Annotated in this window: 14 protein-coding genes; all 14 read right to left on the bottom strand. The window is 39.9% G+C overall.

All coding sequences use genetic code 11. From position 1 onward, the window contains the following. Positions 1-17: 17 nt before the first annotated feature. The 14 genes from IGI37_RS06935 to IGI37_RS06870 all read right to left on the bottom strand — a co-directional run bounded on the left by IGI37_RS06935 (position 18) and on the right by IGI37_RS06870 (position 25,460). Complete coding sequence (locus IGI37_RS06935) at positions 18-998, bottom strand: hypothetical protein (protein WP_438760816.1); 981 nt, start codon at positions 996-998, stop codon at positions 18-20. Positions 999-1,032: 34 nt separating this feature from the next. After that, a complete protein-coding gene (locus tag IGI37_RS06930) occupies positions 1,033-2,142 on the bottom strand; it encodes a hypothetical protein (protein ID WP_438760815.1) in 1,110 nt (369 codons plus the stop codon). 18 nt (positions 2,143-2,160) lie between these two features. Then, entirely contained in the window at positions 2,161-2,898 is a 738-nt protein-coding gene (locus tag IGI37_RS06925) for a hypothetical protein (RefSeq protein ID WP_438760814.1), read from the bottom strand. 61 nt (positions 2,899-2,959) lie between these two features. Beyond that, positions 2,960-3,499, bottom strand: a complete 540-nt coding sequence (gene lepB / locus IGI37_RS06920; protein WP_438760813.1) for a signal peptidase I — start codon at positions 3,497-3,499, stop codon at positions 2,960-2,962. Between the two features lie 12 nt (positions 3,500-3,511). Next, on the bottom strand, positions 3,512-5,284 hold the full coding sequence (locus IGI37_RS06915; RefSeq protein ID WP_438760812.1) for a class C sortase: 1,773 nt from the start codon (positions 5,282-5,284) through the stop codon (positions 3,512-3,514). Positions 5,285-5,374: 90 nt separating this feature from the next. Further along, on the bottom strand, positions 5,375-6,046 hold the full coding sequence (locus IGI37_RS06910; RefSeq protein ID WP_438760811.1) for a pilin N-terminal domain-containing protein: 672 nt from the start codon (positions 6,044-6,046) through the stop codon (positions 5,375-5,377). 1 nt (position 6,047) lies between these two features. After that, complete coding sequence (locus IGI37_RS06905; protein ID WP_438760810.1) at positions 6,048-10,943, bottom strand: SpaA isopeptide-forming pilin-related protein; 4,896 nt, start codon at positions 10,941-10,943, stop codon at positions 6,048-6,050. Between the two features lie 29 nt (positions 10,944-10,972). Beyond that, positions 10,973-12,691: a SpaH/EbpB family LPXTG-anchored major pilin gene (locus tag IGI37_RS06900; RefSeq protein WP_438760809.1), complete on the bottom strand. Its 1,719-nt coding sequence runs from the start codon at positions 12,689-12,691 to the stop codon at positions 10,973-10,975. A gap of 557 nt (positions 12,692-13,248) precedes the next feature. Then, on the bottom strand, positions 13,249-14,337 hold the full coding sequence (locus IGI37_RS06895) for a tyrosine-type recombinase/integrase (RefSeq protein ID WP_438760807.1): 1,089 nt from the start codon (positions 14,335-14,337) through the stop codon (positions 13,249-13,251). A gap of 864 nt (positions 14,338-15,201) precedes the next feature. Beyond that, on the bottom strand, positions 15,202-16,269 hold the full coding sequence (locus IGI37_RS06890; protein WP_438760806.1) for a helix-turn-helix domain-containing protein: 1,068 nt from the start codon (positions 16,267-16,269) through the stop codon (positions 15,202-15,204). 196 nt (positions 16,270-16,465) lie between these two features. After that, positions 16,466-18,355: an ABC transporter ATP-binding protein gene (locus tag IGI37_RS06885; RefSeq protein WP_438760805.1), complete on the bottom strand. Its 1,890-nt coding sequence runs from the start codon at positions 18,353-18,355 to the stop codon at positions 16,466-16,468. Then, positions 18,348-20,084: an ABC transporter ATP-binding protein gene (locus IGI37_RS06880; protein ID WP_438760803.1), complete on the bottom strand. Its 1,737-nt coding sequence runs from the start codon at positions 20,082-20,084 to the stop codon at positions 18,348-18,350. Before IGI37_RS06880 ends, IGI37_RS06885 begins: the two co-directional genes overlap by 8 nt. Further along, entirely contained in the window at positions 20,078-20,542 is a 465-nt protein-coding gene (locus tag IGI37_RS06875) for a MarR family winged helix-turn-helix transcriptional regulator (RefSeq protein WP_438760802.1), read from the bottom strand. The genes IGI37_RS06880 and IGI37_RS06875 overlap by 7 nt, the downstream gene beginning before the upstream one ends. A gap of 442 nt (positions 20,543-20,984) precedes the next feature. After that, positions 20,985-25,460 (bottom strand): SpaA isopeptide-forming pilin-related protein, encoded by a 4,476-nt coding sequence (locus IGI37_RS06870; protein ID WP_438760800.1) that lies wholly within the window; start codon positions 25,458-25,460, stop codon positions 20,985-20,987. Between the last annotated feature and the right edge of the window lie 13 nt (positions 25,461-25,473).

The following is a 25,473-nucleotide window of genomic DNA, read 5'->3' as shown; positions in this document are numbered from 1 at the left end:
TAAGTTGATTCGAAGACTCAGTCGCTAAACTCTTCCGTGTTCAAACGTCCTACCTGCACCAATTTTTCGATTTTAAATTGTAAGTCGTCATAAATTTCGGTGACATTCTTTCGTGATTCATCGACTTCCACCGAGATTTTTTTCACCCGATGACTGATTTTTTCTAAGGCCATCTCTGCTGAATTCATCATCCGTTTGGCGTCCGCTTCCGCCTCTTCTAAGGTCCGTTTCGCTTGTTTTTTTGCGGAAACCAAGACTTCACCAATCTCTTGTTGGGAATGACTAACCTCTAGTTGAAGGGCTTCATTTTGTTGCTTCAATGTCTGAATTTCTTTTTGAGCTTGAATCAATTGGTCGCTGCCATTGGAATCAGATTGAAGCGCCGCTTGTGTGTCTTTGAGCTGTTGCGTTAGGTTTTCATACCGTTGTTGCCAATCGGTGAGTTGTTCCTCGGCTGTTTGGACTGTCTGTTCTAACGTCTGACAATCTTGTTGGCGTTCTTCCAGTGTTTTGATGGTCTCTTGTAAGGCCTTTGTGAGCTCCTTTTTATCTGCTTGTTCCTTCAATAGAAGCGTGTCTTTTTCTGACACAAGCGCACCAGTCTCTTCCAAAAGCTGTTTGTAGTGCCCTAGCTTGTGACGCAGCTTTTCTTTGGTCTGTTTTTCCGCCTCGTACTCACTGCTTAGTTTTTCATAATTGATTTGATACGCTGCCAGTTGGGTTTCAGACGCAGCGTTTGTTACTGTGCTGTTTTTGGTTTCTTCTAGCTCACTTTTTAAAGCCGCGACTTCTTCAATCAAAGCGACCAATTTGGCTTCAGTTGTTTTCTTTTCTTCTGTTGTTTTTGTCAGGGCTTCTTGTAGACGGACCACTTCAGATGCTTCATCGGTGGTCGCCTCTTCTTCAACCTCTTCTTCGACAAATAACTCATCAGGCAGCTCATTGATTTCTTCAATGATGTTCTTGTTAAAGAACCAGCCTTCTTTCTTTTTTTCCATGGCGAATCCTCTCTCTTCTTAAGTATCGGTGAGCCTAAGCTTGTTCTCTTCGACTGTCACGCTCAGTTGCGCGTCTTGGGTCAAAGAGTTGGTTGACTTTCTTTTCCAAGACATCATAAATCTCAGAGACTGTTTGACGAGATTTATTGATTTCATATGAGATTTGTTTGGCTTGACTTTCGATTTGTTCCGACTCAATCTTCGCTGCACGAATCAATTGATTGGCTTCTAGTTTGGCTTCGTCCACAAACTGTTGGGCTTGTTTCTTCGCCACGATTAAGACTTCCCCAATGCCTTGTTTGGCTTGGTTCAATTCATGAGTCAACGTATTGTTTTCTTTCAATAATTCCGCCACTTGGCGTTCCAATTGATGGTAACGTTCTTCGTTTTGACTACTCCTTGCTTCTTGGACTTGGAACCCTTCAATTTGACGTTCTTTTACTTCAAGAAGATCGGTTAATTGAGCCGATTTTTCTTTTTCCTCCGTCAAGTGTTGGCTTAACTGCGCAAATTTTTCATGCGTTGCTTGTAGTCCTTCATGAATAGAGGTGGCTTCTTCTTCTTTTTGCGCAAGCAATTGGTCTTTTTCTGCGACGATTGCTTGTGTCTCAGCCAGTTCGTTTTCCACTTCCATCACTCTCATTTTTAATTTATCACGTGTCGTGTCCTTCGCTTCTAGTTGCGCCGTGGCATCTGACCATTGTTTTTTGAGGACTTCATAGGTTGTTTCGGCTTCCTTTAGTTGGTCCAACAGCTGGTCTTCTCGCTGCATAGACGTCCGTTTACTTTCTTGTAGACGTTTGTTTTCTTCTTTTAGCTCCGTCAATTTGCTTTCGTAGTCTTGTTGGGTCGCCACTAAGGTATCTAACGAAACCGTCGGTTCTTTCATGGCCTCTTCCTTGATCTTTTTTAATTCGGATTTCAAACGCGTTAATTCTTGGTCCAGAACCTGTTGGTTCGTTTCCTTTTCTGCGACAGTCACAAAGTCTGTTTCTCGATTGATTGGCACTACTTTTTCTTCTTTTTCAATGGTTTTGGGTTTCTCTTCACTTGCCTCATCCAAAAAATCGTCATCTGATAACTCATTGATTTCATCCAAAATATTTTTGGTGAAAAACCAACCTTCACGTTTCTTTTCTGCCATTCGTTTGTCCTTCTTTCTCTATTTTTGTTCCGCCACTAATTGAAAATCTTCTTCACCAACACGGGTGTACTGCCACTGTTCCTTTTGTTCGGTCTTGCCATCGGAGATGCCGACTGTTTGGAAGGTCACTTCCTTCAGCGTGTTGACCGCCGTTAGTTCGGCAAGGATCTTTGAAATCACCGGCGCCATCTTCAAGTTCCCTCGATCCTCATTTTGAATCGACAAGTAAATCGTCTGAGTCGACGGCTCAACTGTTAGTAAGACTGTCGACAGTCCGATATAAGGCGCCAGCTTTTGCGAGAGGGTTTGTTCCATCTTGCCCTGAAGCTTTCGATTGTCCTTTTCAGAAGTCAGTGGCGCCCATGCTTCATCCGCTAACCCTAGCCCTTTTTCTGGATACTCCTGTAGAGGTGTTTGTTGAATGAAGATTTTTTGTTCAGTCTTCAGCGTCATTAATTCTTCATTGGCTTGGGTCAATTGTTGGGTAATTTCCGTATTCTTTTGTTGGATTGTTAGGGTGTAATAAAACAGACAAAAGAGGAAAAAAGTCATCCCTAAGCCCCAAAAAAGAAGATAATGAATATGTTTTTCATTTTCTCTTTGCTTAATATAGATTAGCTTCTTTTTCGCTGGAACGGATTCGACATCGTCTACTGCCAGTTGTTTCAATTGATACCGAACAATCGCGCGATAGCCTAAAAGCCCAGTCAAACTCACGAGAAATAGACCGCCAATCCATGAAAAAAGCATCAACATCTGTTTGCCTCCCTTCTGTGTTCATTTTTTTAACAAGTTGTTTTCTTTCTATTTTGTGTCTTTAGTTCTTAAACAAAACGGTTCCTTCAATGGTGGCTTGTTTGACCCAACCAAAGGCGCGGCTATCTTTGGAGACGCCTAAGTGGTCGCCTAACACAAAGTAACAGCCTTCAGGGATGGTGGTTCGTCCCCGCCAAGTGTTTGCCCAGCTGACGGAAAGATCGACACTATAGGTATTCAGAAACTTGCCTGTACCATCCAAATCAATCACCATTCGGGTGCCTGTAATAAACAGGGCATCTCCTGGTAAACCAATAATCCGCTTCACAAATTGCCCGGGTTCCTCGGCCATCGAAAAGGAAATGATGGCGTAACGCTGTAAGGGTTCTTTTTTTGAAACCAAGACCCACTCGTCTTCTTTGAGGGTTGGTGTCATGGAAGAGCCTGTCACCGGGTGAATCAAATACGTCGATACAAGGAGCTGTCGCACAGACACCCCAACAAAAAGAAAAACCAAACACAACACCCAGAGGGTTCGTCGTTTCTTTCGTTTTGTCCCTTTTAGGACACGCTGGCGCTTGTGGTAGTGTTCGTTTGTCATTGGGACTCCTTCCTAACGGATAAAATTCAAAAACAAAATGGGCAGTAAAAACAACAGAAACAACGGCACGATGGTCTGCATCGGCTCAGAAATGACCCGCGCAGACAACAACATGCTTCGCTTTTGAAAGGAATGAACAGGGTCTGATTTGACCAGTTCACCCGTCACTTTCTTGTTTTGTTGAACCAGACCCAATTCTTTTAGAACCGCTACCTCGGCTGTTTTTAAGGGTTGAATACTACTCAACTCCCCCTGGACCACACGCCGATAGATGGTGCCAATGTCGCCTTCACATCGTAGTAAGGTCAAAATCGCGGTTGTATCCGAAGGTTGTTTTTCCACATACGCTACCTCCGTATCACGAATCACTTTATTAACAGTCACTTTGTAGGTATAGACATCCTTAAAGTCTGTCGTATACACCGCATCTCCCTCATCCAAGTTCTGAATTCGATGCAGTAAGACATCTCGGTCAAAAATATTATGGGCCAATAAGACATAGTTGCCTTTGCCCAGCTGTTGTTCCTTGCGGTAGGTCGCGGCACCTGTCAGTAAATTTTCATTGGCTAACCCAGCCAAAATAGGCAGATCAATCGCAACCTTAGGAATCACTACTTTGCCGATGCCCCAATTGTTGGTGGTTTGTTGAAACACGGTTTTGGCTTCGGCATAATTGGAGACATTGACACTGGCAATTTGTTTTTCTTCAAAGTTTGCTTGACTGATTTTGTCTAAGTTGTATTGACTAATTTCTTCTTCTTTTCCAATGTTAATTTGTGGCATCTCGGTTTCCTCTTGCATATGGGCATACCCATAAATCGCAATCCCAAGAATCGTTACCATTGCTAAGAACAACGCCACAAAGAGACATTTAGTAACAAAGAACAAGCGTTTCAGTTGTTTGCGGCCTTTCTTTGAGACCTCTGGGTCTTCAGAACGAAAGCGTCTCAGCTGGAAGCGATAAATCGCCATCAAAATTAAGAAAACTAAGAGGTTGACCGCTAAGGTCAACAGCACAATGTTTTGGTAGCTCCATAGGTTTCGTTTGACGACCTTTTTATTCAAGGCTTCTTCATAGGGAATCCGATGCCCAGTCACCAACAAACGATACGTATTAATCCCTGGTGGCGTACAGGTCAGTAGCGTCACAGTATCTTTCCCCGAGATGATTTTGACCTTATCCACTTCACTGGGTAAGACCTCTTCAAAAGAATCAATCTCATAAGCCAACCGTTTGCCTAAAATATTGACGAAGAAGATATCTCCTTCAACTAAGTTTTTGACATCCGTAAACAAGACTTGGTTTTTGACGCCACTATGCCCGGTAATCACGGCACGAGTATTCTTCCCACCGACAGGAATCGTAGAGGGTTCAAAATGCCCCAGGCCTTTGTCTAAGGTTTTGTAAGAGGTCCCGTTATAAAAGGGCAAGGCTTGAATATCCAAAGCTGGAATATCTAAGGTCCCCATAACTGCCCCTTCACTAGCGACAGAGCTATAGACAATCGGGTCAACTTGTTTGCCTTCTTGTTTTTTATAAATGTAGTCGTTGTAACGATTCGCCAATTGAATCTGGGCTTCTCGTTCTTCTTGGCTCATCTTTTTTAAGGTGTCATCGTACTGGGAGACCGCCTCGCTTCGTTCGCGATTGGCTAAGTAATTACCGACAATGGGGTAAAGTAAAATCAACGTTCCTGCGACAATCATCACACAGGCGAAGACCATCAAAAAAGAATGTTTTTTTCGTGTGTTCGGTTTGGTTTGTTTTGGTCGTTTGCGCCCCATAGACGTCGCTCCCCTCTCTTTTTTAGCTCCTTATGTATCAAGGAAAGAAAGAGTAACCCTACAAATAGAGTTACTCCTTCAGACATTTACTTAGTTCCGTGTGTTTCGTTGGCACATCGAGAGAAACCCGAGAGACCCCATAATCAAAATCACTAAGCTTAGGGGGATAAACGGTCGGTAGTTACCGATATTGCCACTGGTTTGTGGCAGGCGTTCCACCGTTTTTGGTTTCTCCGTCGGTGCCTTACTCGAGACCACACTTGATTTTGGATATAAGTAGACTTCAGAAAGAGCGGGTTTGTCTCCTGCCTGAGGCAGAGGCAATTCCAAAATCACCGGCTCCATCACATTTTTGAGTTGCCCGTTATTCTTTTCAATCACCCGATACATCCCTTGGGCCAAACCATCAATTCGTGCTAGACCTGTTTGGTCAGTGACAATCGTTGTCGAAAAGGCCGCAGCCCCTTCGACGAGTTGATAATCAGTTCCTCCAGAAATCGGGGTCACCCGAGTGACTTCGTATTGAATCCCTGGTAGTGCCACGAGTTTTTTGCCATCGGCATCCACTGCGTGTTCCACCTTGGTTCCATCTTGAAGAAACTCTTTGGGTAAAGAAGTGGACGCATCGAGCTTGTATTTTTGAATCGAAAGAGCATACGAATCTGCGGTTTCCGCAGAAACAACCAATGGCGCACCCACCAAAAGAAAGACAAGGAACGCAAGGAAGACTCCTTTTACAACTGTTTCACTACGTTGGTTCATGTTATGCCGCTCCTTTCTTTTTTGGTGTGCGATAGTGCCACGCAATCCCTAGTAAACCAAGTAAGAAGATACTGCCTGAGACTAGTAAAAAGAGTCGGGCCGGCCCATTGCCACCAGTAAATGGTAGATCAGTTGTCCGATCATTTTCTTGATACAGAATAATCGTCTCATTTCCTTCTTTAATCGTGACAGGAATGTCATGCTTAATTAACTCATACCCATCGGGTGCTTTGGTTTCTATTAAGGTGTAGTCTCCTCTAAAGAAGAAATCAAACAATAAGAAACCTGTCTCATCTGTGGTCGCTGTCCCTTGGGCAACGCCTTCGTGATAGATGGTAAACTCTGCGCCAGGAATCGGCGTCCCGGTCGCTTTTTCAACATCACTGATGATGCCATCGTTATTGGCATCGACGACCGTCCCTGTCTGGTACTTAAACAAGCGAATCCGTGATGCACGAATCAAGCCAATATTCACATCGGTGATGTGATAAGTCGGATCCGCCGGTGTCGTTGCGTCTGGCAAATCAGACAAGATCGGTTGATGATAATCCGGCGTCTTATGGGTACTTTGACTCGCCTTCGAATTTTTCGTAGGGTCGTCGCCCACATCGGCCGTCGTCACTTGAACTTCTTTACGAACCACTCGATCACGAACGATAAATTCTGCGACGTAGGTGCCTTCTGGCAGATTTGAGAATTTGTATTTCCCATTCGCATCTGTTTTGACTAAAGAATCACCATTTGTATCAATCAACGATTCACCCGTCAGACTTTCTTTGACAAGCTTGTCTTGGTAGGACGGATCGTCAAGGCTTGTGCGATACAATTTCACTGGAATATCTTTAGCAAAAGCTTCAGGTGTGCCATTCGCCATGTTGCCGATTAAGCCATCATAGTTGTCATCGTACCAAGCGACACCTGATAGATCACGGCCATGGACACGGGTCCAAACTGCTTGAGAATTGACCTGTAAGTCAAATTGCGAGTTCATCTGGGCATTATTGACCAAGACATCTCCCGCTTTTTGATCCTTCGGTTGAATCGTAATTTTCAATACGACTTTCTCATCTACAGCAAGCTTGGGCACAGAAACCAAGATAGCTTTAGCATCTTTGACTTTCGTCACCGGATCCACCCCTGGTTTGTATGTAACCCATCCAGACAGTGTATTCGGATCAGTATCGTAGGCCATCGATGAATTAGAAAAGCTAATGGTTGGACTAGGCCCAGTCACTTGAACATTAGTGACAGTATAGTTGCCACTAAATTTCGTTCCTCGCCCGTCGTTGTCAAACGGCAAGACATCAAGTAAACGGCCATCTACAATATCGTCCAAGCTTTCATTGAGTAAAGTAACTTCATAAGTAATGGATGTATCTGTCCCCACAGGATCCGTGTTGCCGACTTCAATTAATGGTTTATTGGCATTTTTGCTTAATACAACCTGTTGCATACGTTGGACCATAAAAGTATCAGATGAAGATCGAAGACTTTCGACAGATTCATCTTTTACATTTGGATTACCATTCACCCACATGTTACCTACTGTTTTCACCAACAGGTTTTCTGTATAGCCTGTTGCTAGATACGGTAGTTTTGTTTGATCTAGTGTACATTGGAAATGGATTTCAATTCCATCTGTTGTAGAAGCCTTTGGGAATGTCCATTTTAATGTGGTTGTCTCATCAGGATTGTTGATAATTTGTAATTTATTCTCTACAGAATTCCCATAGGCATCTTTTGATGTTCCTTGTTTATAAGACACTCCTTTAGGTAGAATTGTTGTTACGGATGCATCATAGGAACCTGTTCCTGGCGTATTAAGGACTGCGTTCACCTTAACATCAATTGTTTCATGGGACTGATAAAGGCTTTTTTTCACATCCGTTTTTGTAGTGATTGTCATCTTTTTTACAAAAGCTGATTCACCTAAATGGTTCCAGTATTCCATGGGGTACTGATATACTCCTCCAACTAATGGCGGAAATCCATTTGATTGGAAGGAAGTCGGTTTGTACGTTCCATAGCCTAAAGTATTTCCATTACCAGTTTTTGCGGCAGTTCCATTAATAACTGAATTTGCTAGTGCTTTTCCATCTTTATCTACAAATTTCTGTGATCCAAGAGCTACTATTGGATTGCCAGCAGGGGTTTTATCTCCTGGCATAGCTATTACAGTTAATGGGATAGCAAACCAGTGTTGAACTTCGCCTGTTGCTGTAGCATCATGGTCGAACTGGGCAGTGTATAGCACTGCACTAATATCGCCATGGGATTCTGCTTCTTGAGGTGTATCATACCAATCATATAGATTATTACTATCCACATCTATTTTGTTGACTATCATTGTATATGGAGGTGTTTGACCTAACTTTCCATTTTTAACTACTCCAAACTTATAATTTGGAGATAGGTTTTTAATTGACCATGTCCATGAGTAGGGGGCTTCTGGATAGTATTCTGTTCGAAATTTAAAAGCAGTTGAATCCCACATCAATAGGTGTTGACTCCCTTTCACTACAGGGCCATTACCATACGCAGCATGACTTGTGAACCAAACACCTGAACCTTTTGAAATTTGTGCATTTCCATAGTTATATACATTACTCCCACCTGGAGTTGCATTTTGAAAATGACTACTGGCTGGTAATCCCGGAACACCGTAATATCCCCCAAGTTGTTCATTCATAATTGATACTCTAGCATTATATCCACCACTAGGACTGGATAAGTTAGGATAGCTCACACTTGAACTATTAGTATGAGGACTTCCATCATAGGTGACGGAGTCTATAGAGAGTTTCATATCATATCTACTCCATCCATTTGCGGCAGCTAAGTCAGCTGTCCTTTTCTTATCCCAACTAAAAATCATTTCTAAGCTAGAGAAACTTTTATCAGTTGCTGAAGGGCTTCGCTGCCCAGTCATCAAGTATGTATATGGATTATATACAGCTGCATAGTTTTGATTCGATACATTCCCATTTCTAGTTATGGTGAACTCTCCTGAGTCAAAGACTCCAATCTCGCTTTTATCTGAACGTAGTGGTTGTTGCGTAAATACTATATACGACTTTGCATGAGGGGCTGAGAGTGCTCGCTTAAATTGACTTACATCTGATGTTTTTCCACCAACAGAATTCTTCCATTCTCCAACTATGCGCTCTTTTACAGCTGGAGCATAAGACTCCATATAGAATGGATTAAATTGACTGGTAGATAAATTTCCAGTCGTTGCTCCTTTTTGAAAGGTTCCGCTTTGCTTGATAGTGTACGTAATCGGGGTACTAGGATAGGTAGACCCTCGATAATCGCCTGTTGTTCTACCAGCTATAGGCTTCAGTGTTGTCACAGCTGCCACATCATAAGCACCTTCATTTGTATTACTTGAACCAAATACAGTATTCGTCTTAATATCACCTTGAACTAGCTGTACAGACACAGATGACTTAGCTGATACCTTAGTTTCTGGAGTAGATAGACCAGGAAGTTTATCACTATCATAGACTTTTTCAATGGTTTCCACTTCACCTGTTGCCTTATTTGTTGCTTCAATAATTCGTAGTTTGAATTTTGGTGCAATAACTGTTCCGTGTTTTGGACCGTAGACACTTAACGACACAGGGACAAAAATTTGACCTGTATCACTAATAACAGACTCCATCACACCTTCTGAAAATAGTTCATCATTCGCAGATGGATAGCTCGTCCCATTCGCAATTTCTCCAATATTTACAAAAGTCCCATTTTCATTTTTGAGTGATCTAGGTAAGGTGCTAATGACTTGATACTTTATATTTGAGTATTGCGTCTCTTTACTTTCATTCTGCACAGAGAATGAAACTAGATACATTATCTGATCAAAAGAACGAACGATATCATTTGTCGCATCCTTATCATGTCCTGGATTATTATCAGAATCAAAAGAAGCCGTTCCTGTCTTCACTACAATCTTCGCATCACGAATACCAATGGTTCCGTTTGAATCGATTTCACCACTTCGCGCTGCTTTTGTTTCAGGTAAAAACTTTGGTGTTCGTAACGAATCTTCCTCGTCATACTCTTCTGAGCGTAATTCATCCAAGCTTTTTTTCGTCGCTTTTGTTTCGACAAATTGGACATTTTCATATTTCTCTGTATCCTCTGATTCTTCTATTTTCGGAGGTGTGACTTTTTCCTTCGTTTCTGAAGAAGAATCATTCGTTGGTTCGTTCGCTTTAGATTCTGAGCTACCTGCTGTTTTTGTCGTGCTTTTCGACGTCTCAGAGGTCTTTTCCTTCTCAGTTGATCTCTCTTCGAAAGAAAAAAGCGATTGCTCTGTTTTTTCTTTTTCAGTTGATTTCAACACAATTGGTGTCTTCTCTTCCGATTGTCTCTGAACCACAAAACGTAAGGGTTCATCTTTCATTACTTGAAGATAGGTCACCCCTTTGCCATCTTCTCCTGTTACATGAAAGAGTTCTGGTTGACGTGCTTCTTCTAGCTCTTCACTTGTTGAAGTCTCAGTAGAAGTTTGCGCTGTTTCTGAGGTTTCTTGCGTTTCCGACGCTTTAGAAGAGTGTTGTTCCAACCATTCATCAAGTTCTGTTTTCTCTATTTCTGGAATTTCGACAGGATTCCCTTCTTCGTCCAGCTGAGAAAGTTCATAGGCTTCATCATCAGGCAGTTGAATCAGTTCATCTTTCTTTCCGACCAATTCCACTTCAACGGTTTCCTCTTTCACTGAAACATCGGTCAAAGTAGTCGTTTTTCCTGCCAATTTGACCGTCGCAAAAGGTTGCTCAGAATCATCTGCTTGTAAGCTGTTTCCTTTAGGGAAGGTAAAGACAATCCCTAAAAGAACCAGCATTGGAAGAAGAACGGCGACTATCTGCTTCACTCGTCTCTTTTTTCGCATCGCCTATCCATCCTTTCATTTGTTCTCACCTAAGCTTTGCGACGTTTCTTGTCAATCATAATCGCTACGGTACCAACAGTGATTGCACCTAAGGCAATGGCCACAAGAAGCGTCGTTCCTTCGCCCCCAGTAAATGGCAAGTCTGTTTTACGTTTATCAACAATGTTTAATTCAATGGTATCGTCTTTTTCTGTGGTTAAGTCAACGGTCACTTCGACAGGTTCTTTCAATAACTCATAACCTTCTGGGGCTTTGGTTTCCACTACCCAATACTTACGACTGACTTCATCGTCTTGAACATAGTTATCCGAATTCGCATCGGTCCAGTCAAGTGCTAATCCATCAAAGGCCGCAAGACCATCCTCATCAGATGTCGCTTTAATCAATTGTACACCTGGAGGTAATGTTGCATCTTTTTCATAAGCTTTACCATCAGTCGCGATAAATTTCCCAGCTTCTGCATCTTCTTTTGTTAAGGCAATCATGAATTCAGCATCTTTTAAGACGGCTTTTGTATCTTCCCCTGTTTTCTTAATATCAAATCCACCTGTGTAATATTTTGGTTGTGTTAATGGAGGTGGGGTAACTGTTTTTGGTGTTTGACCAGGAATTTGATAATTCACAGTAAAGTTATTGTCTAAGATGCCGTTCCAATTTTCCGCAACCGTTGCCGTGAAGACGGTACGAATGTCTGTATACCCATTCGCTGCTGTCCCAACTTTTTCTAACCCAGCTCTTGTTAACGCTGTTTTTAAGGTTCTGCTTGGTGCATCATAAGAAACAGTGTAGTCTGTAGGATCCAAATCAATCCATGTTCCCGTATCCCCCACTCGGACTTGCATTTTTGCGCTGTTGTCTTTGTAGATTAATTTTTCATTTAGAACATCGGTCATAGAGAAGTTTGGTTGTAACAGTGAGCTATCGTCTGGATCCACAATGATAATTGGATCGCCCGCAGTGATACTCACGGTGCGTTCAACTGTGCCGTCTGCCTTCAACACGTCTACGGGACCTGTTTGTGCAGCGATTTGCCATAACCCGGCAGGAACCTTCGCTGCAAGCTCCCACTGAAATTCTTGTCCTGCGTGCACAGAATCCCCTTTTAAGTCGTTGATCGTTTTATCAGGATTAACCAAACTTTCTAAGATATTTTTTGGTTGTACCTGCACATCGTAGATTAATTTCCCTGTATCTTGACGATTCGTTTGTGGAACATACACGAAGAATGGATCTGCCGGTGTACCAATTTTCTTGCCATCAGTTGCATCCAAGTCTGTGCCTGTCCGGTCATCTGGCAACTCAGTGATTAAGTAAATTCCGTCGTTCGCGCGACCAATTCCTAATTCAATAACTGCTTTCCCAAATGAGTCGGTTGTAATCGTTTGTGCTGGGAAAGTTGGATCAATCGTGTAGTGTTCGTCTACTCGTTGTTCCCTTGGATTCGTTAACGATTTATCTCCTACAGGTTTTACACGTTCTACTTTAAATTTGATTCCAGGGATGATGTCTTTATCAACATCTACTTTGGTTCCATCTCCACGGTCCCCTAATTCAGACGCATCTCTGACTTGGTATTTCCAAATGGTAATTGAACGGTTTGAGGTTGTATCTGCGATCGCATCCGCAAACACAGCGTCTTCTGCGGCGTGCGCAACCAATACGCTTCCGATTGGCGCAAATCCTACTGCCGTGAATAAAGTTGTCGCAACCACTGCTTTTGTAAGTATGTTTTTCTTTTTGTTTTTCATTTTTTTGCTCCCTTACTTAACCTATAATCGGTCTCCTGATTTTTTTCATTGTCAAAACTAGGATGTATGTATTTCTTTATTTCTTGTCTAAAACTAGATTCAGTTGAATCTCTATACTGATAGTTTCCCATTATTCTGTGACGATCATCCCATCCCACGAAAAATTTCTCAGACCTCCTTTTCTATATAAATCCTGGATTATTTGTTTGAATCAAGTGTTTGATCCCCATCTCTTTACTTGATTAATATGAGAAAATCACTATAGTAAAGACAGTCCATTTCTTTCCTAGAAGAAATGATTCAAAGAGAAATAAAAAAAGGTGAGGTCTATCAGGGAAGTTTCGTAGTTTGACGGCTGAACTGACGGCTTATAGATATCAAAAATTTCATGTAAAGACATTTTCCACTCTCAGAAGAAACCCTTTACATTTTTGCGATTTTTAAATAATTTTTGTTATTTTAAAATCCAACAAAAAGTAATTGATACCTAAAAATAAAAAAATCATTCGTTTTAATAACTGGCTAATTTTTAATCGTGTTCGCAAATGTTTTATTTCTTATCTTAACTTACTGACCCACTTTTTCCGTTGAGCCATTAACGAGTCTGTGTAGATATCCAGCGTCATTTTGACTGATTGATGTCCCAGTAAAGAGCTAACGGAAGCAATATCTGCGCCTAACTCCAATAGACGAGTCGCAAAGGTATGACGTAACTGATGAAAATGAATCGTGGGTAGTTTCAGTTTCATCATGATTTTTTTAAATTGATAGGTTAACGCTCGCGGTTCAAAGTATCGCCCCTTTCTCCCAACAACATACTCACTTGATCGTTTCTGAGCTTTTAATAGTTGTAGAATTTTTTCGTTAAGGGGGATGGTTCGGTAAGAAGAGGAACTTTTGACCCAGCCCTCGTGAATTACCGTTTGAGAAGTCTGTTGTTCACTAAAAATCCGTTGAAGTGTTCGTGTCACGATGATTTCCTTTTTCTCAAAGTTAATATCTTGCCATTTTAGAGCGCTAATCTCGCCAATTCGTAAACCTGTATGCAGAGCCAATAAAATTGGCAGACCGTTTTCTGACTGTTGGGCTTCTTTTTCTACGAGCGCTTGTTCTTTTGCTGACAATGCTCGAACTTTCTTTTTGATATAGAAGGGATAATGTAACCCTTGGAAAAGACTATCATAGAAAGGTCCTACCATCTCCGAACTTTTTATCGCACTTTTAAAAATCTGAATAATTGTACGGATAGTCGGAACAGAGAGACCTTCTTCTGTAAGCTGATCAACGGTTTTTTGTAGGTGTATTCTGTTTAATTTTTTTATAGGAAGATTGCCTAAGTAAGGTAAGATATATTTGGTCATCTTATACTTGTAGCTAGAATAAGTAGAAGGTTTCACCTGACGAATGAGCTCCTCGGATAGCCAGATATGGATTAGTTCGCCAATTGTTCCTCTTACCTCTAATGTATTGAACGGCCGATTCTGATAGAGTCGTTTCTTTTCAGAGAGTTGTTCTTTCACCTCACGAAAGCTACGAGCATAAACATAACCATAGTAAATACGATTATCGGTATGACGTCCTTTGATATAGCGTCCTTCCCAGCGCCCATCTTTTCGTTTATAAATATTTTCCCCTCTTCGTGCCATAATTCTCATCCTTTCTGACGGCTTATTTGACGGTTTAAAAAAACAAAGGGCACATCTCATTACAAAAACCTGTCCCTACGCTAATAATTTCTAAATATAAGTATTGTTATCGAAAATAATTGACATTTATTATCGAATCAACTATTCTTATCTTAGGATTATTTTATGAGTGTACTCACTATCTAGATTGTTTATAAACCATCATTTCTTGGAATCATTTCTTCCAAGAAATTTTTCTCTGTACTGCAAATTATAAAATATAACTCTAGATATTTTATTTAGGGAACCCCCTATTTCAACTAAAACAGCACATTAAATAACTACTTACAATGTCTGAGACCCATTTTACTGCACACTCAATTAATTGAATTAAAGACTGTAGGATCCTCAATAAGTCAGAGATTCGTCGTCCCTTGCAACTATCAATAATAGTTCTTAATAATTTAAAGAACTAATGGACTGCTTAGATTCATTTATTTCAGCTCCTGATTGTTCATCTGCTTGCTGATACGAATTGTCTGCGCTTTCATTTTTAGTATCCTTTATCTCAACTCTTCAAGATACGCGCCCTTTTTCTTGGCCAAAGTTCTCCTTTTACTCCGGTAATTCCCACAACCATCATACGATAGCGATACAGAACAATGAACCTCATAGACAAAAAGAACCCCCTTTAGTTTTTAAATAGCGCGTGACGCCCTCTATTCAATAAACGCTAAGACAGCTCTTCTTTACTGGAATTATATTGTTCCTCACAATTTGCATGTTTTTTTATTGATATTCAGGTAACAGCAGTCCTGCTCAACCTAAAGCACCTATGAAAAGGACTGATTCCTACCTTCCCTACTCAAAAAAACTTGGTTGCTTTCAAGAAGTTTCCTGACAATAATCAGCTATTATCAAAGCAGCTTTTTCATAGTCCAAATACTCCGCCAATTCTACTCTGTACTTATTCAATAGCTCTTTCATGTACAGCATGCGCATGTGTCTTACTTCCCACTCATTGGCAGAAAGAGTGAGTTCAGAAAATAAAAAATGTGTCCGATAATCTATAGGCAATTGCGTCAGATCCTGAACAAATTCATTTACTTTTTTGGCAGCTTCTGGTAAGCTATCCTCCGCAATTAACTCTTCTATCTCTAATAATGGATAGGTGGGTGAGATGGTTTCAAATAATCTCTCTGTCTTTTTTAATAGTTCTAAATAGCGTTTTTTTTGCGGTTTGTTTTCTAGTTCATCTTGTAAATGAGTTTGAGTGCCGATGAGCGAAAGGAGTTTATTTACTGTGCTAAATAGAGTTTCTAGCACAACTGTGGCTGCTTTTCCATACTCTTTTTTTTGTTCTAAAATCATCAATTTCATAGGCAATGTGTCATAAGTCATTTCTGGTATTTGCTGAAGGAGTTTTTCCAACATCTCATAATTTCCCATAGTCATCATAATTGAGGCACCATAGTATAGTGAGTCCATCCTTATCTTTTGATTTTCTGCTTCAAAGAGACTAGAGAATTGCTCAAAAACAAACTGTAAGCGTTCGTTCACCTCTTCTTCGTTTACAAAAGAGGCAGTTAACCGATAGTCCCATGCCAATTTTGCACAAACAAACTGTAATTTTTCCACATTAGGATAGTCATTAATATAGGCGCTCATCTTATTTATTCCTGCCGTAAACCCTTTTGTTTGAAATAAAGTCCGTAATTCCTGCTCTATCTCGGTTAGTCGTTGTTCTGATAAAATGAATTCAAATCCAAAAAGTTGATCCAATGAAACACCAAATAGCTTTGCTAGCGGGAGTAGGTGCTCTGTATCAGGCAGACTCATTCCTGTCTCCCATTTACTCACAGCGCCTGCTGAAATCGTTAACTTTTGTGCCAATTCATTTTGTGTCAGTCCTTGTTGTCGTCTAAGCGTTCGGATGTTTTTTTGTAAGTTCATCATTTCTCACTCCCTCATACATAAACCTTAGCATAATAAAATAGATGCGACAATGGCGGCAAAATCAAGTTTTACTCGTAAAACTATCTTGTCAGTATAATAATATGAACAGTTGTCACACTAATCAGAATTTAGTTTTCCTTTAGTCAAAAAAAATACAGCCGGAAGCCTTTCTCCAGCTGTATTTTTAATTTGGTTAATCAAGTTCAACTTTCCCAGTATACAATTGATAGTACATCCCTTTTTCAGCGACTAAATCATCGTGTGTTCCGCGTTCGATAATTCGACCATGATCCATGACCATGATTACATCAGAATTTTGGATCGTTGATAAACGATGAGCAATAACAAACACGGTTCGCCCCTTCATCAATTGATCCATTCCTTGCTGTACATGTTTTTCTGTTCTTGTATCAATACTTGATGTCGCTTCGTCCAATATCATCACGGGTGGATTGGCAATCGCCGCTCTTGCAATTGCTAGAAGCTGGCGTTGCCCTTGGGATAGGCCTTCGCCATCACCTGTAATGAAGGTATCATATTTATCCGGAAGATTTTCGATAAAGACCTGCGCATTGGCTAAGCGAGCTGCTTCTATGACTTCATCATCGCTTGCACCAAGATTTCCATACCGAATATTTTCACGAATTGTTCCTGTAAATAAATGTGTGTCTTGTAACACGATGCCCAATGAACGGCGAAGAGAAGCTTTTTGAATCTTTTTGACATTAATACCATCATAACGAATTTTGCCTTCTTGGATATCATAAAATCGATTAATCAAGTTGGTAATCGTTGTTTTACCGGCTCCTGTCGCACCTACAAAAGCAATTTTTTCGCCTGGACGCCCATATAGATTGATATCCTTTAATACACGAGTATTGGCATTATAACCAAATGAGACATCCTCAAATTGAACATCTCCTGTTAATTCAGTATACGTAACGGAACCATCTTGATGAGGATGTTTCCATGCCCACAAACCAGTTCTTGCGACGCTTTCCTCAAACCCATCTTCCGTTCTCACGACATTTACCAAGGTCACGTACCCTTCATCAACCTCAGGACGTTCATCTATTAACTTAAAGATACGTTCAGCACCAGCCAAAGCCATGATAACAAAATTAATTTGTTGGGATACTTGGCTAATTGGCATATTTAACGAACGACTCAATTGTAAGAAGGACGCAATCATCCCAATCGTCAAATCAGACACACCATAGACAGAAAATAGCCCACCAATAATTGCCAATAACACATATTGAATATTTAAAAGATTCATCATAATTGGCATCAAACTATTGGCATATTTGTTGGCTTGAGTTGCATTTTGGCGCAACTCTTCGTTCATAGTTGTAAATTCTTCAATAGCCTTCTCTTCATGGTTAAAGATTTTTACGACTTTTTGACCATGCATCATTTCCTCAATATACCCATTAACTTTCCCTAAGGACTTTTGTTGAGCTCCAAAGAAACGACCACTACGACCAGCAATCGTACGAATCGTCAGAATCATGATGCCAACAGAAACAATTACCACTAAGGTTAGCGGCACACTGATTGAAAACATAGCTATAAAAACACTCACAAAGCTGACTGAGGCTGCTAATAAGTTAGGAATACTTTGAGAAATCATTTGACGCAAGGTATCCGTATCATTTGTAAAGTGACTCATGACGTCGCCATCCGAATTCGAGTCAAAATAAGAGATCGATAAAGCTTCCATATGAATAAACATGTCGTCTCGAATGAGCTTTTGAGTCCCTTCACTGATCCTCACCATTAACAAATTATAAAACAGATTGGCTAGAATCCCCGTTCCATAGATAAAGGCCATCGTTATAATTGCCTTTAATAAGCCAGAAAAATTGGGATCCTTTACACCAATTAGCGGCGTAATATAATCATCAATAACCACTTGTAAAAAGAGTGAGCCACGAACATTGGCATACGTACTTACCAAGATAAAAATCATGACAAGAATCAGCTGCCAACGATAGTTTTTTACCATATAAGAAAATAAACGTTTCAGTGTTTGGATAGGGTTTTGACTTCCTCTATGTGTTTTTTTTGTTTCATTAGACATTTTCTACACCAAATCCTTTCACTTGAGATTCATAGACTTCTTGATAGATTTGGTTTGTTTCTAACAATTCATCATGCGTGCCGACAGCATTGACCGCCCCTTTATCCATCACGATAATTCGGTCTGAATCTTCAATAGAAGAAACTCGTTGGCCAATGATAAAGGTTGTCGTTCCAGGGATTTCCTGGCGCATGCCTTCACGAATCAAACGATCTGTTTTCGTATCTACCGCACTCGTTGAATCATCCAAAATCAAAATCTTAGGTTTCTTTAATAACGCTCGAGCGATACAGATTCGTTGTTTTTGCCCACCGGAAACATTATTTCCCCCTTGAGAGATTAACGTATCATATTTATCTGGAAACTCCTGAATAAAACCATCCGCTTGGGCAATCTTGCAGACACGAATCAAATCCTCATCTGTCGCCTCTTCATTTCCCCAACGTAAATTTTCTTTAATGGTTCCTGTAAACAGTACATTTTTTTGCAAAACCATACTCACTTGATCACGCAAGGCTTCCAAATCATATTCTTTCACATTATGGCCTGCGATTTCAACGGCTCCTTCTGTCGCATCATATAATCTTGGAATTAACTGGACAAGCGTGGACTTCGAGCTCCCTGTTCCGCCGACAATCCCAATAACCTCACCAGAATGAATGGTTAAATCGGTTTTCTTTAAGGCCAGTTTTTCCGTATCATTGGCATAACTAAATAACACATCTTTAAAATTGACAGACCCATCTGCCACGTCAAATAAAGGATTATCCGTGTTCTTGATATCACTTTCTTCACTTAAAACCTCTGTAATTCGTTCTGCTGAAGTTCGAGCAATTAAGACCATAACAAAAACCATAGATAACATATTTAGACTCATTAAAATTTGCATTGTGTAGGTAAACATACTGACTAACTCTCCAGTAGTTAAGCTACTTCCAACAACAAATTTTGCACCCAACCAAGAGATTAATAACATACACGTATAAACCGCCGTCTGTAAAATCGGATTGTTAAACGCAACTATGCTTTGAGCAATAGAAAAATTTTGATAGATTTCTTTAGAGACCTCTTGAAACTTCTCTTTTTCATGATCTTCTCGAACATACGATTTAACCACTCGAATCCCTTGTAAATTCTCTTGAACAACGTTATTTAATTTATCATAAATCCGGAAAACTCGTTCAAATTTAGGATGGGCAAAATAAATTACCACTGCCAAACCAATAATCAAAAAGGGAATAACAGCCAAATAAATTAAAGATAAATCTTTATTGATCGTAAAAGCCATGGCCAGAGAGAAAATAAAAATAAGCGGACTTCTTACCAAGATTCGAATCACCATTTGATAGGCATTTTGAACATTCGTTACATCGGTCGTCATTCGGGTAATTAAACTCGACGTTGAAAACCGATCGATATTCGAAAATGAAAATCCCTGAACACGATTAAATAAACTATTTCGTAGATTTCTTGCAAAACCAGCCGAAGCAACCGCTGCATATCGTCCAGACATTGCGCCCAAATATAAGGCGATAAGGGCACTCACAAATAATAAGCCACCATATTTTAAAATCTCATTGATATTTTTTGTTTCAATTCCTTTGTCGATCATCATCGCCATAAGCAGCGGAATAATAATGTCCAAAGTAACCTCGCCTGTCACAAAGAGTGGCGTGATTAGACTTTCTTTTTTGTAGTCGCCCACATTAGCCAGTAGTTTCTTTAACATTCATTCACCGTACTTTCTTTTATAAATTCCTTACTATTCGCAGAGATTTGTTCAAGTAGTGAAAAAAATAACGTGCGGTCAGCTTCTGAAATTCCTTGGAGTAGCTGCTCGTCAAACTTACGTAATTTGGATATGTTCTCTTTCACCTTCTGCTCACCACGTTCAGTTAAAAAGATTTCTTTGAACCGATTATCATTTTCTCGACTTCTTCTCTCAATCAGTTGGTGCTTCTCTAACGTTTGCATAATACCACTTGCTGTTGAACGGCGAATATCAAACTCACACTCGATATCTTTTTGATACAAAGGCTGATTATTTCGATTATGAAAATGAATAAAATTTAAAATGCGCATTTGGCCTCCTGAAAAAGGACTTCCATCCTCTTTCAAAACCTCTGCTACTTTACGATTTAGCTCATTAGCTAAAATTCGAATTCTTAACGATGTCTTGTGTTCCATGCTGACTCCTTCCTCTCGATAGTTCGTTGCCTAACTATACTACAATAAATCACAACAACTAGTCAACGAAAGATAGAATTATTTTAAAATTTGAAAGAATTTGCCTGTTTTTTATAAGTTGATAAATAAGAATTATGTGAAATTGCTGAGGATGGGACAGAAGTGTTTAACTCCAAGAAATAAGAAGGAATTCACGGAAATGACAAGAAACACGAAAGACTTTCTTTCGATGTTGATTGATTCCTACATGGTGCTCTTCAAATTTTTGTGACCAGGTAGGTACTGTTCTACATCTATTTACTTTGTAAATAGTGTTTCACAGCAATTTCAGCTTATTTCCGAACCTTCAACTCTAGCATGTCCCATCCTCCATTTCTACCAAATAGAAAACCACCCTCACCAAATACACTGGTTAGAGGGTGGTACATTTTAAAGAACTCGTCTATTCTTTTATTTTTTTTCGAATAACAAAGATTAACCCTACAACTACTAATAAACCCGTTACGGATAAACTAAGACTCATTCTAGTATTTTCACCTGTTTTTGGTAAGTACGTAGAATTTCTTGGTTTTAAATCACTACTTGGAGTGTAACCATCATGTCCATGACTTGGTCTATTCGAATTGTTTTTATTTGAAACATTTGATTCGTTATCATCAGTCGGTTTGTCCTTCTGATAATTATAGATGTCCAGAGAAATAAAGGTTTTCTGATTATCTAAGCTGAATAGAACTGGCTGATTGTCTAGCTCATAGCCCTTTGGTGCTCTCGTTTCAATTAACTGATAGCTTCCAGGTTTTAAGTCAGTAATCTCTAGTGTCCCATTCATATCTGTCTTCACATTTCGCTTAATTTCTTTGCCTTTACTATCTAATAATTTAAATTCAGCCCCTTGTAAAAAGGCTTTAGTTTGACCATCCTTCTTTTCAAGACGAACGGTCCAATTAGCTGATTTATTTGGCTTTTTCACCTTTTTTGTGTTTTTTTGACCTTTTTCAATCGTAAAGGTGACTGGTGCTTTATCTAATTGATAACCATCAGGTGCTTTAGTTTCAATTAGTTGATAGTCACCAGGAGTTAATCCTTCTATTGCTAAACGACCCGATGAATCAGTAACAAGCTCTTCTTGAATTATTTTCCCTGCTGCCGTCTGTAAAGTAAATTCTGCACCTGCAAGTTTTTTGCCAGTCTTGTCGTCAATTTTTTCAAGAATGACACCACCAGGCATCAATTGGTTCGTTTTGGTAACTTGGACAGTTGCTGTTTGACCTCTTTCAATGCAAAAAGTAACAGGGCTTTCATCTAGCTTATAGCCAGTTGGGGCTTTGGTTTCAACAAACTGATAAGTTCCAGGGATTAAGCCATCAATCGCAATCTTGCCAGCCAAATTAGTAATCAGATTTTCTTTGATGCTTTTCCCATCTTTATCTTTCAAATCAAAAGTTGCCCCTTGTAAAGCATCCCCAGACTGAGCATCTATTTTGGTTAATACAACACTACCAGGCATTAATTCATTGCTTGCATTCACTTGAACGGCTGTTTTTTGATCCTTCGTTATTTCAAAAATAATAGGTGTTGCATCTAACTGATAACCAGTTGGAGCATTGGTTTCGACAAATTGGTAGCTCCCTGGCTCCAACCCATTTACAGAAATTTTCCCAGAAATATCTGTTGTTAAGTGATTTTTAATTGATTGCCCATCTTTATCTTGTAACTCAAAAATGGCCCCTTGTAATACTTCCCCAGATTTCGCATCTCTTTTAATTAAAACGACTTCACCTGGTGCCAATTGATTTACCATTGATACTTGGACAGCTTCTTTTTGACCCTTTTCAATCGTAAATTTGACTGGCGTTTGATCAAGTTTATAGCCAGTTGGTGCCTGCGTTTCGATCAATTGATAATCCCCTGGCTCTAATCCGTTGATTGCAAGTTTACCTGACACATCTGTGGTTATACCATTTTCTAAGCCCTTACCGGTGTTATCTTTAAGTTCAAAAACAGCGCCTTGTAGAGCTTCTCCACTTTTAGCATCAAGTTTTGTTAACACTACGCCTCCTGTTTCTAATTCGTTCGTCATCGCTACTTGAATCGCTGTTCGTTGGTCTTTTTCGATAGTGAATTCAACAGGTGTTTGATCAAGTTTATAACCAGTTGGTGCCTTTGTTTCGACAAACTGATAATCTCCTGGTACTAAGTCATTCACCGTTAATTTCCCTGTTTCATCTGTAGATAAACCACTCTGTAGGAGTTTGCCATCTTTATCTTGTAATTCAAAAATAGCGCCTTGTAGTACCTCGCCACTCTTAGAATCAAGCTTTGTTAACACAACCCCACCTGGTGCTAAACGGTTTTTCATAGTAACTTGAACGGCTTCTGTTTGTCCCTTTTTAATTGTAAATAAAACAGGGGTTACATCTAACTGATAACCAGTTGGTGCTTGTGTTTCAATTAATTGATAATCTCCTGGTGCTAATCCATCAGCTGCGATTTTCCCTGTTTCATCCGTCGTTAAGCCATTTTGTATTGCTTTTCCATCACGTGTTTGCAATTCGAAAACGGCTCCTTGAAGAGCTTCACCAGTTGCTGCATCTGTTTTTGTTAAAATAACTCCACCTGATATCAATTGATTCGTTTTAGAAATTTGAGCAGCTTCCGTCTGCCCTTTAACAATCGTTACTGTAACTGGCGTCGCATCCAAATCGTAACCTGTTGGAGCTTTTGTTTCAACGAATTGATAATTTCCTGGTGCTAATCCATCAACAAAAATTCTTCCGGTAGCATCAGTTATCAAACCACTTTGAACTGTCGTTCCTTGACCATCCTGTAACTCAAACACTGCGCCTTGGAGTAAGTCACCTGTTGTCGCATCTTTTTTTGTTAGAATTGCCCCACCAGTTGCAAGGTGATTCTCCATAGAAACCTTCACAACTTCATTTTGTGTCTTTTTAATAGCGAACGGAACGGGTGTGTTATCTAACTCATATCCTGTCGGAGCTTTTGTTTCGACGAATTCATAATCCCCTACTCGTAAACCATCTACTAAAATTTTCCCTTCAGCGTTCGATTGTAAAGCTGAACGAATCACTGTGCCTTCGCTATCTCTGATTTCAAAAACGGCTCCTTGTAAAGCATCCTTTGTTTTTTCATCTAGTTTCGATAACTCCACACTACCCGTAATCGGCACATTCGTTTTTTCTATTTGAATAGACTCATTTTCAGTTCCTTTGACAATAAATGTTAAAGGCGTATTATCAACAATGTAGCCGTCTGGGGCAGCCGTTTCTACCAATGAATAGTTTCCTGGTTGAACATTAGAAATTTTGACGAATCCATCTGCCTCGCTTTGATAGCTACCTAGTTTTTCTCCAGTATCATTATTACTTAATTCAAAGGTTGCATTTGCTAGAGGTTCCCGTGTTTCTTTATCCAATTTGAGTAGACTAATCTCGTTTAATGGTTCATAAACTGGTTTGACTGGTGGAACAGGTGGTACTGGCTCTTCTGGGACATTCGGGACAATCTCATACATGGGAGGAGTCGGTGGTGTTGGTTCTGTTAATCGCGGTGTAAAATCCCCTCCTATCTTTCCCCAAGGATGAAATCCTACTCCCCATGAACTTGCAGTTGCGACACTAATCGTTTCACCGGGTTGCGCTTTTAAAGTATGAAAATATCCAAATGTCGTTGAATTAGCCATATTAGTTAATAATTTAAGATACCCATATTTATTAGCTAGTTCAGATGGTGATAAATTTTTTAAATCGTTATAAAATGGTGCAGTATTATCTTTATCAAACATTTGTACGTTTGGCAGCCCACCAATCAAATTCTCTGCATGAAGTTCAGTTTTACCAGCTTCCTCGATAGATTGAGTGAACTGAGCAAAGTCAGCAGATTCATAATTTGATTGATTATAGACTTCAAATGCTGATATATATTCCTGAATTGCCTGATCAAATAAAGCAAAAGCTTGCGTTTTTGCTTCATTTAAAGCATTTGTCCAACTAGCCACCATCGCTTGATTCACTAGAAATATACCATCGTCCATATTTTGTCCCGCTGAATCAAAGGCTCCGCCATTCGTCTGAACGAATAAGTTCGAGAGAGATGACTTAATCCCTTCTTCTGTTGGGTGATCTAAGCTATTTGGAATATTATCATCTGTTTGACCTGTTGAACTAGAGAACGTATGATAGAATTCAGCGCCCATAAACCCATTGTACCAAGCACCACCGATTGCATTTCCAGTCAAAGTATCCATGTTTATTGATCCTTGCCCAGAATAAATACTTGCCAAAAAAGTCCTGTATTTATCCCATTCTGAAATAACCTTTTCAATATTTGCTTTCGTTTCAGTTGTGCCCCCAAAAGGATCTGTAGCCATATTGGCTTGAATTTGCGTTTTAAGAGCTTCTCCCGAAATTGAAAGACCTGAACCAGACATTTGTTTCATAGCCGCATAATCGACTAAGTAATTTTCCATATGTGCATATACTCCCCACATATCGGGACCTATATATTGTCCTTTACTTGCGTGATCATCAACTTCTGCTTTCTTTTTATTGTATTCATCTAACTCTTTTTGGTATTTCGCGAGCGCTTTTTCGTACGCAGCTTTTTTCTCAGCATTCTCTTGTGTCACACGATCAGCTTCTGCTTGAGCATCATCATGTTCTTGCTTTTTTTGATTGTATTCATCAAGATCATTTTGATACTGAGCTTCTTCCTCATTATACTTCTTTAAAGCCTCTTGATATTTTTGATAGTCATGATAAACAACGGTTTCTTCTTTTGGTGTTCCAGCAGTTTTTTCAACTGCCGAAGCCATCTGAGCAAGACCTAATTGACCGAACATAATAAGAATGACAGAGAGCAGACAAAACCATTTTTTTAAAGTTTTATTCAGTAAATTCATTGGGTTCCACCCT

Source organism: Enterococcus sp. AZ194 (assembly GCF_051713825.1).
In the GTDB taxonomy this organism is placed as follows: Bacteria; Bacillota; Bacilli; order Lactobacillales; family Enterococcaceae; genus Enterococcus_K.
This window is presented reverse-complemented; position numbering and strand designations above follow the sequence as displayed.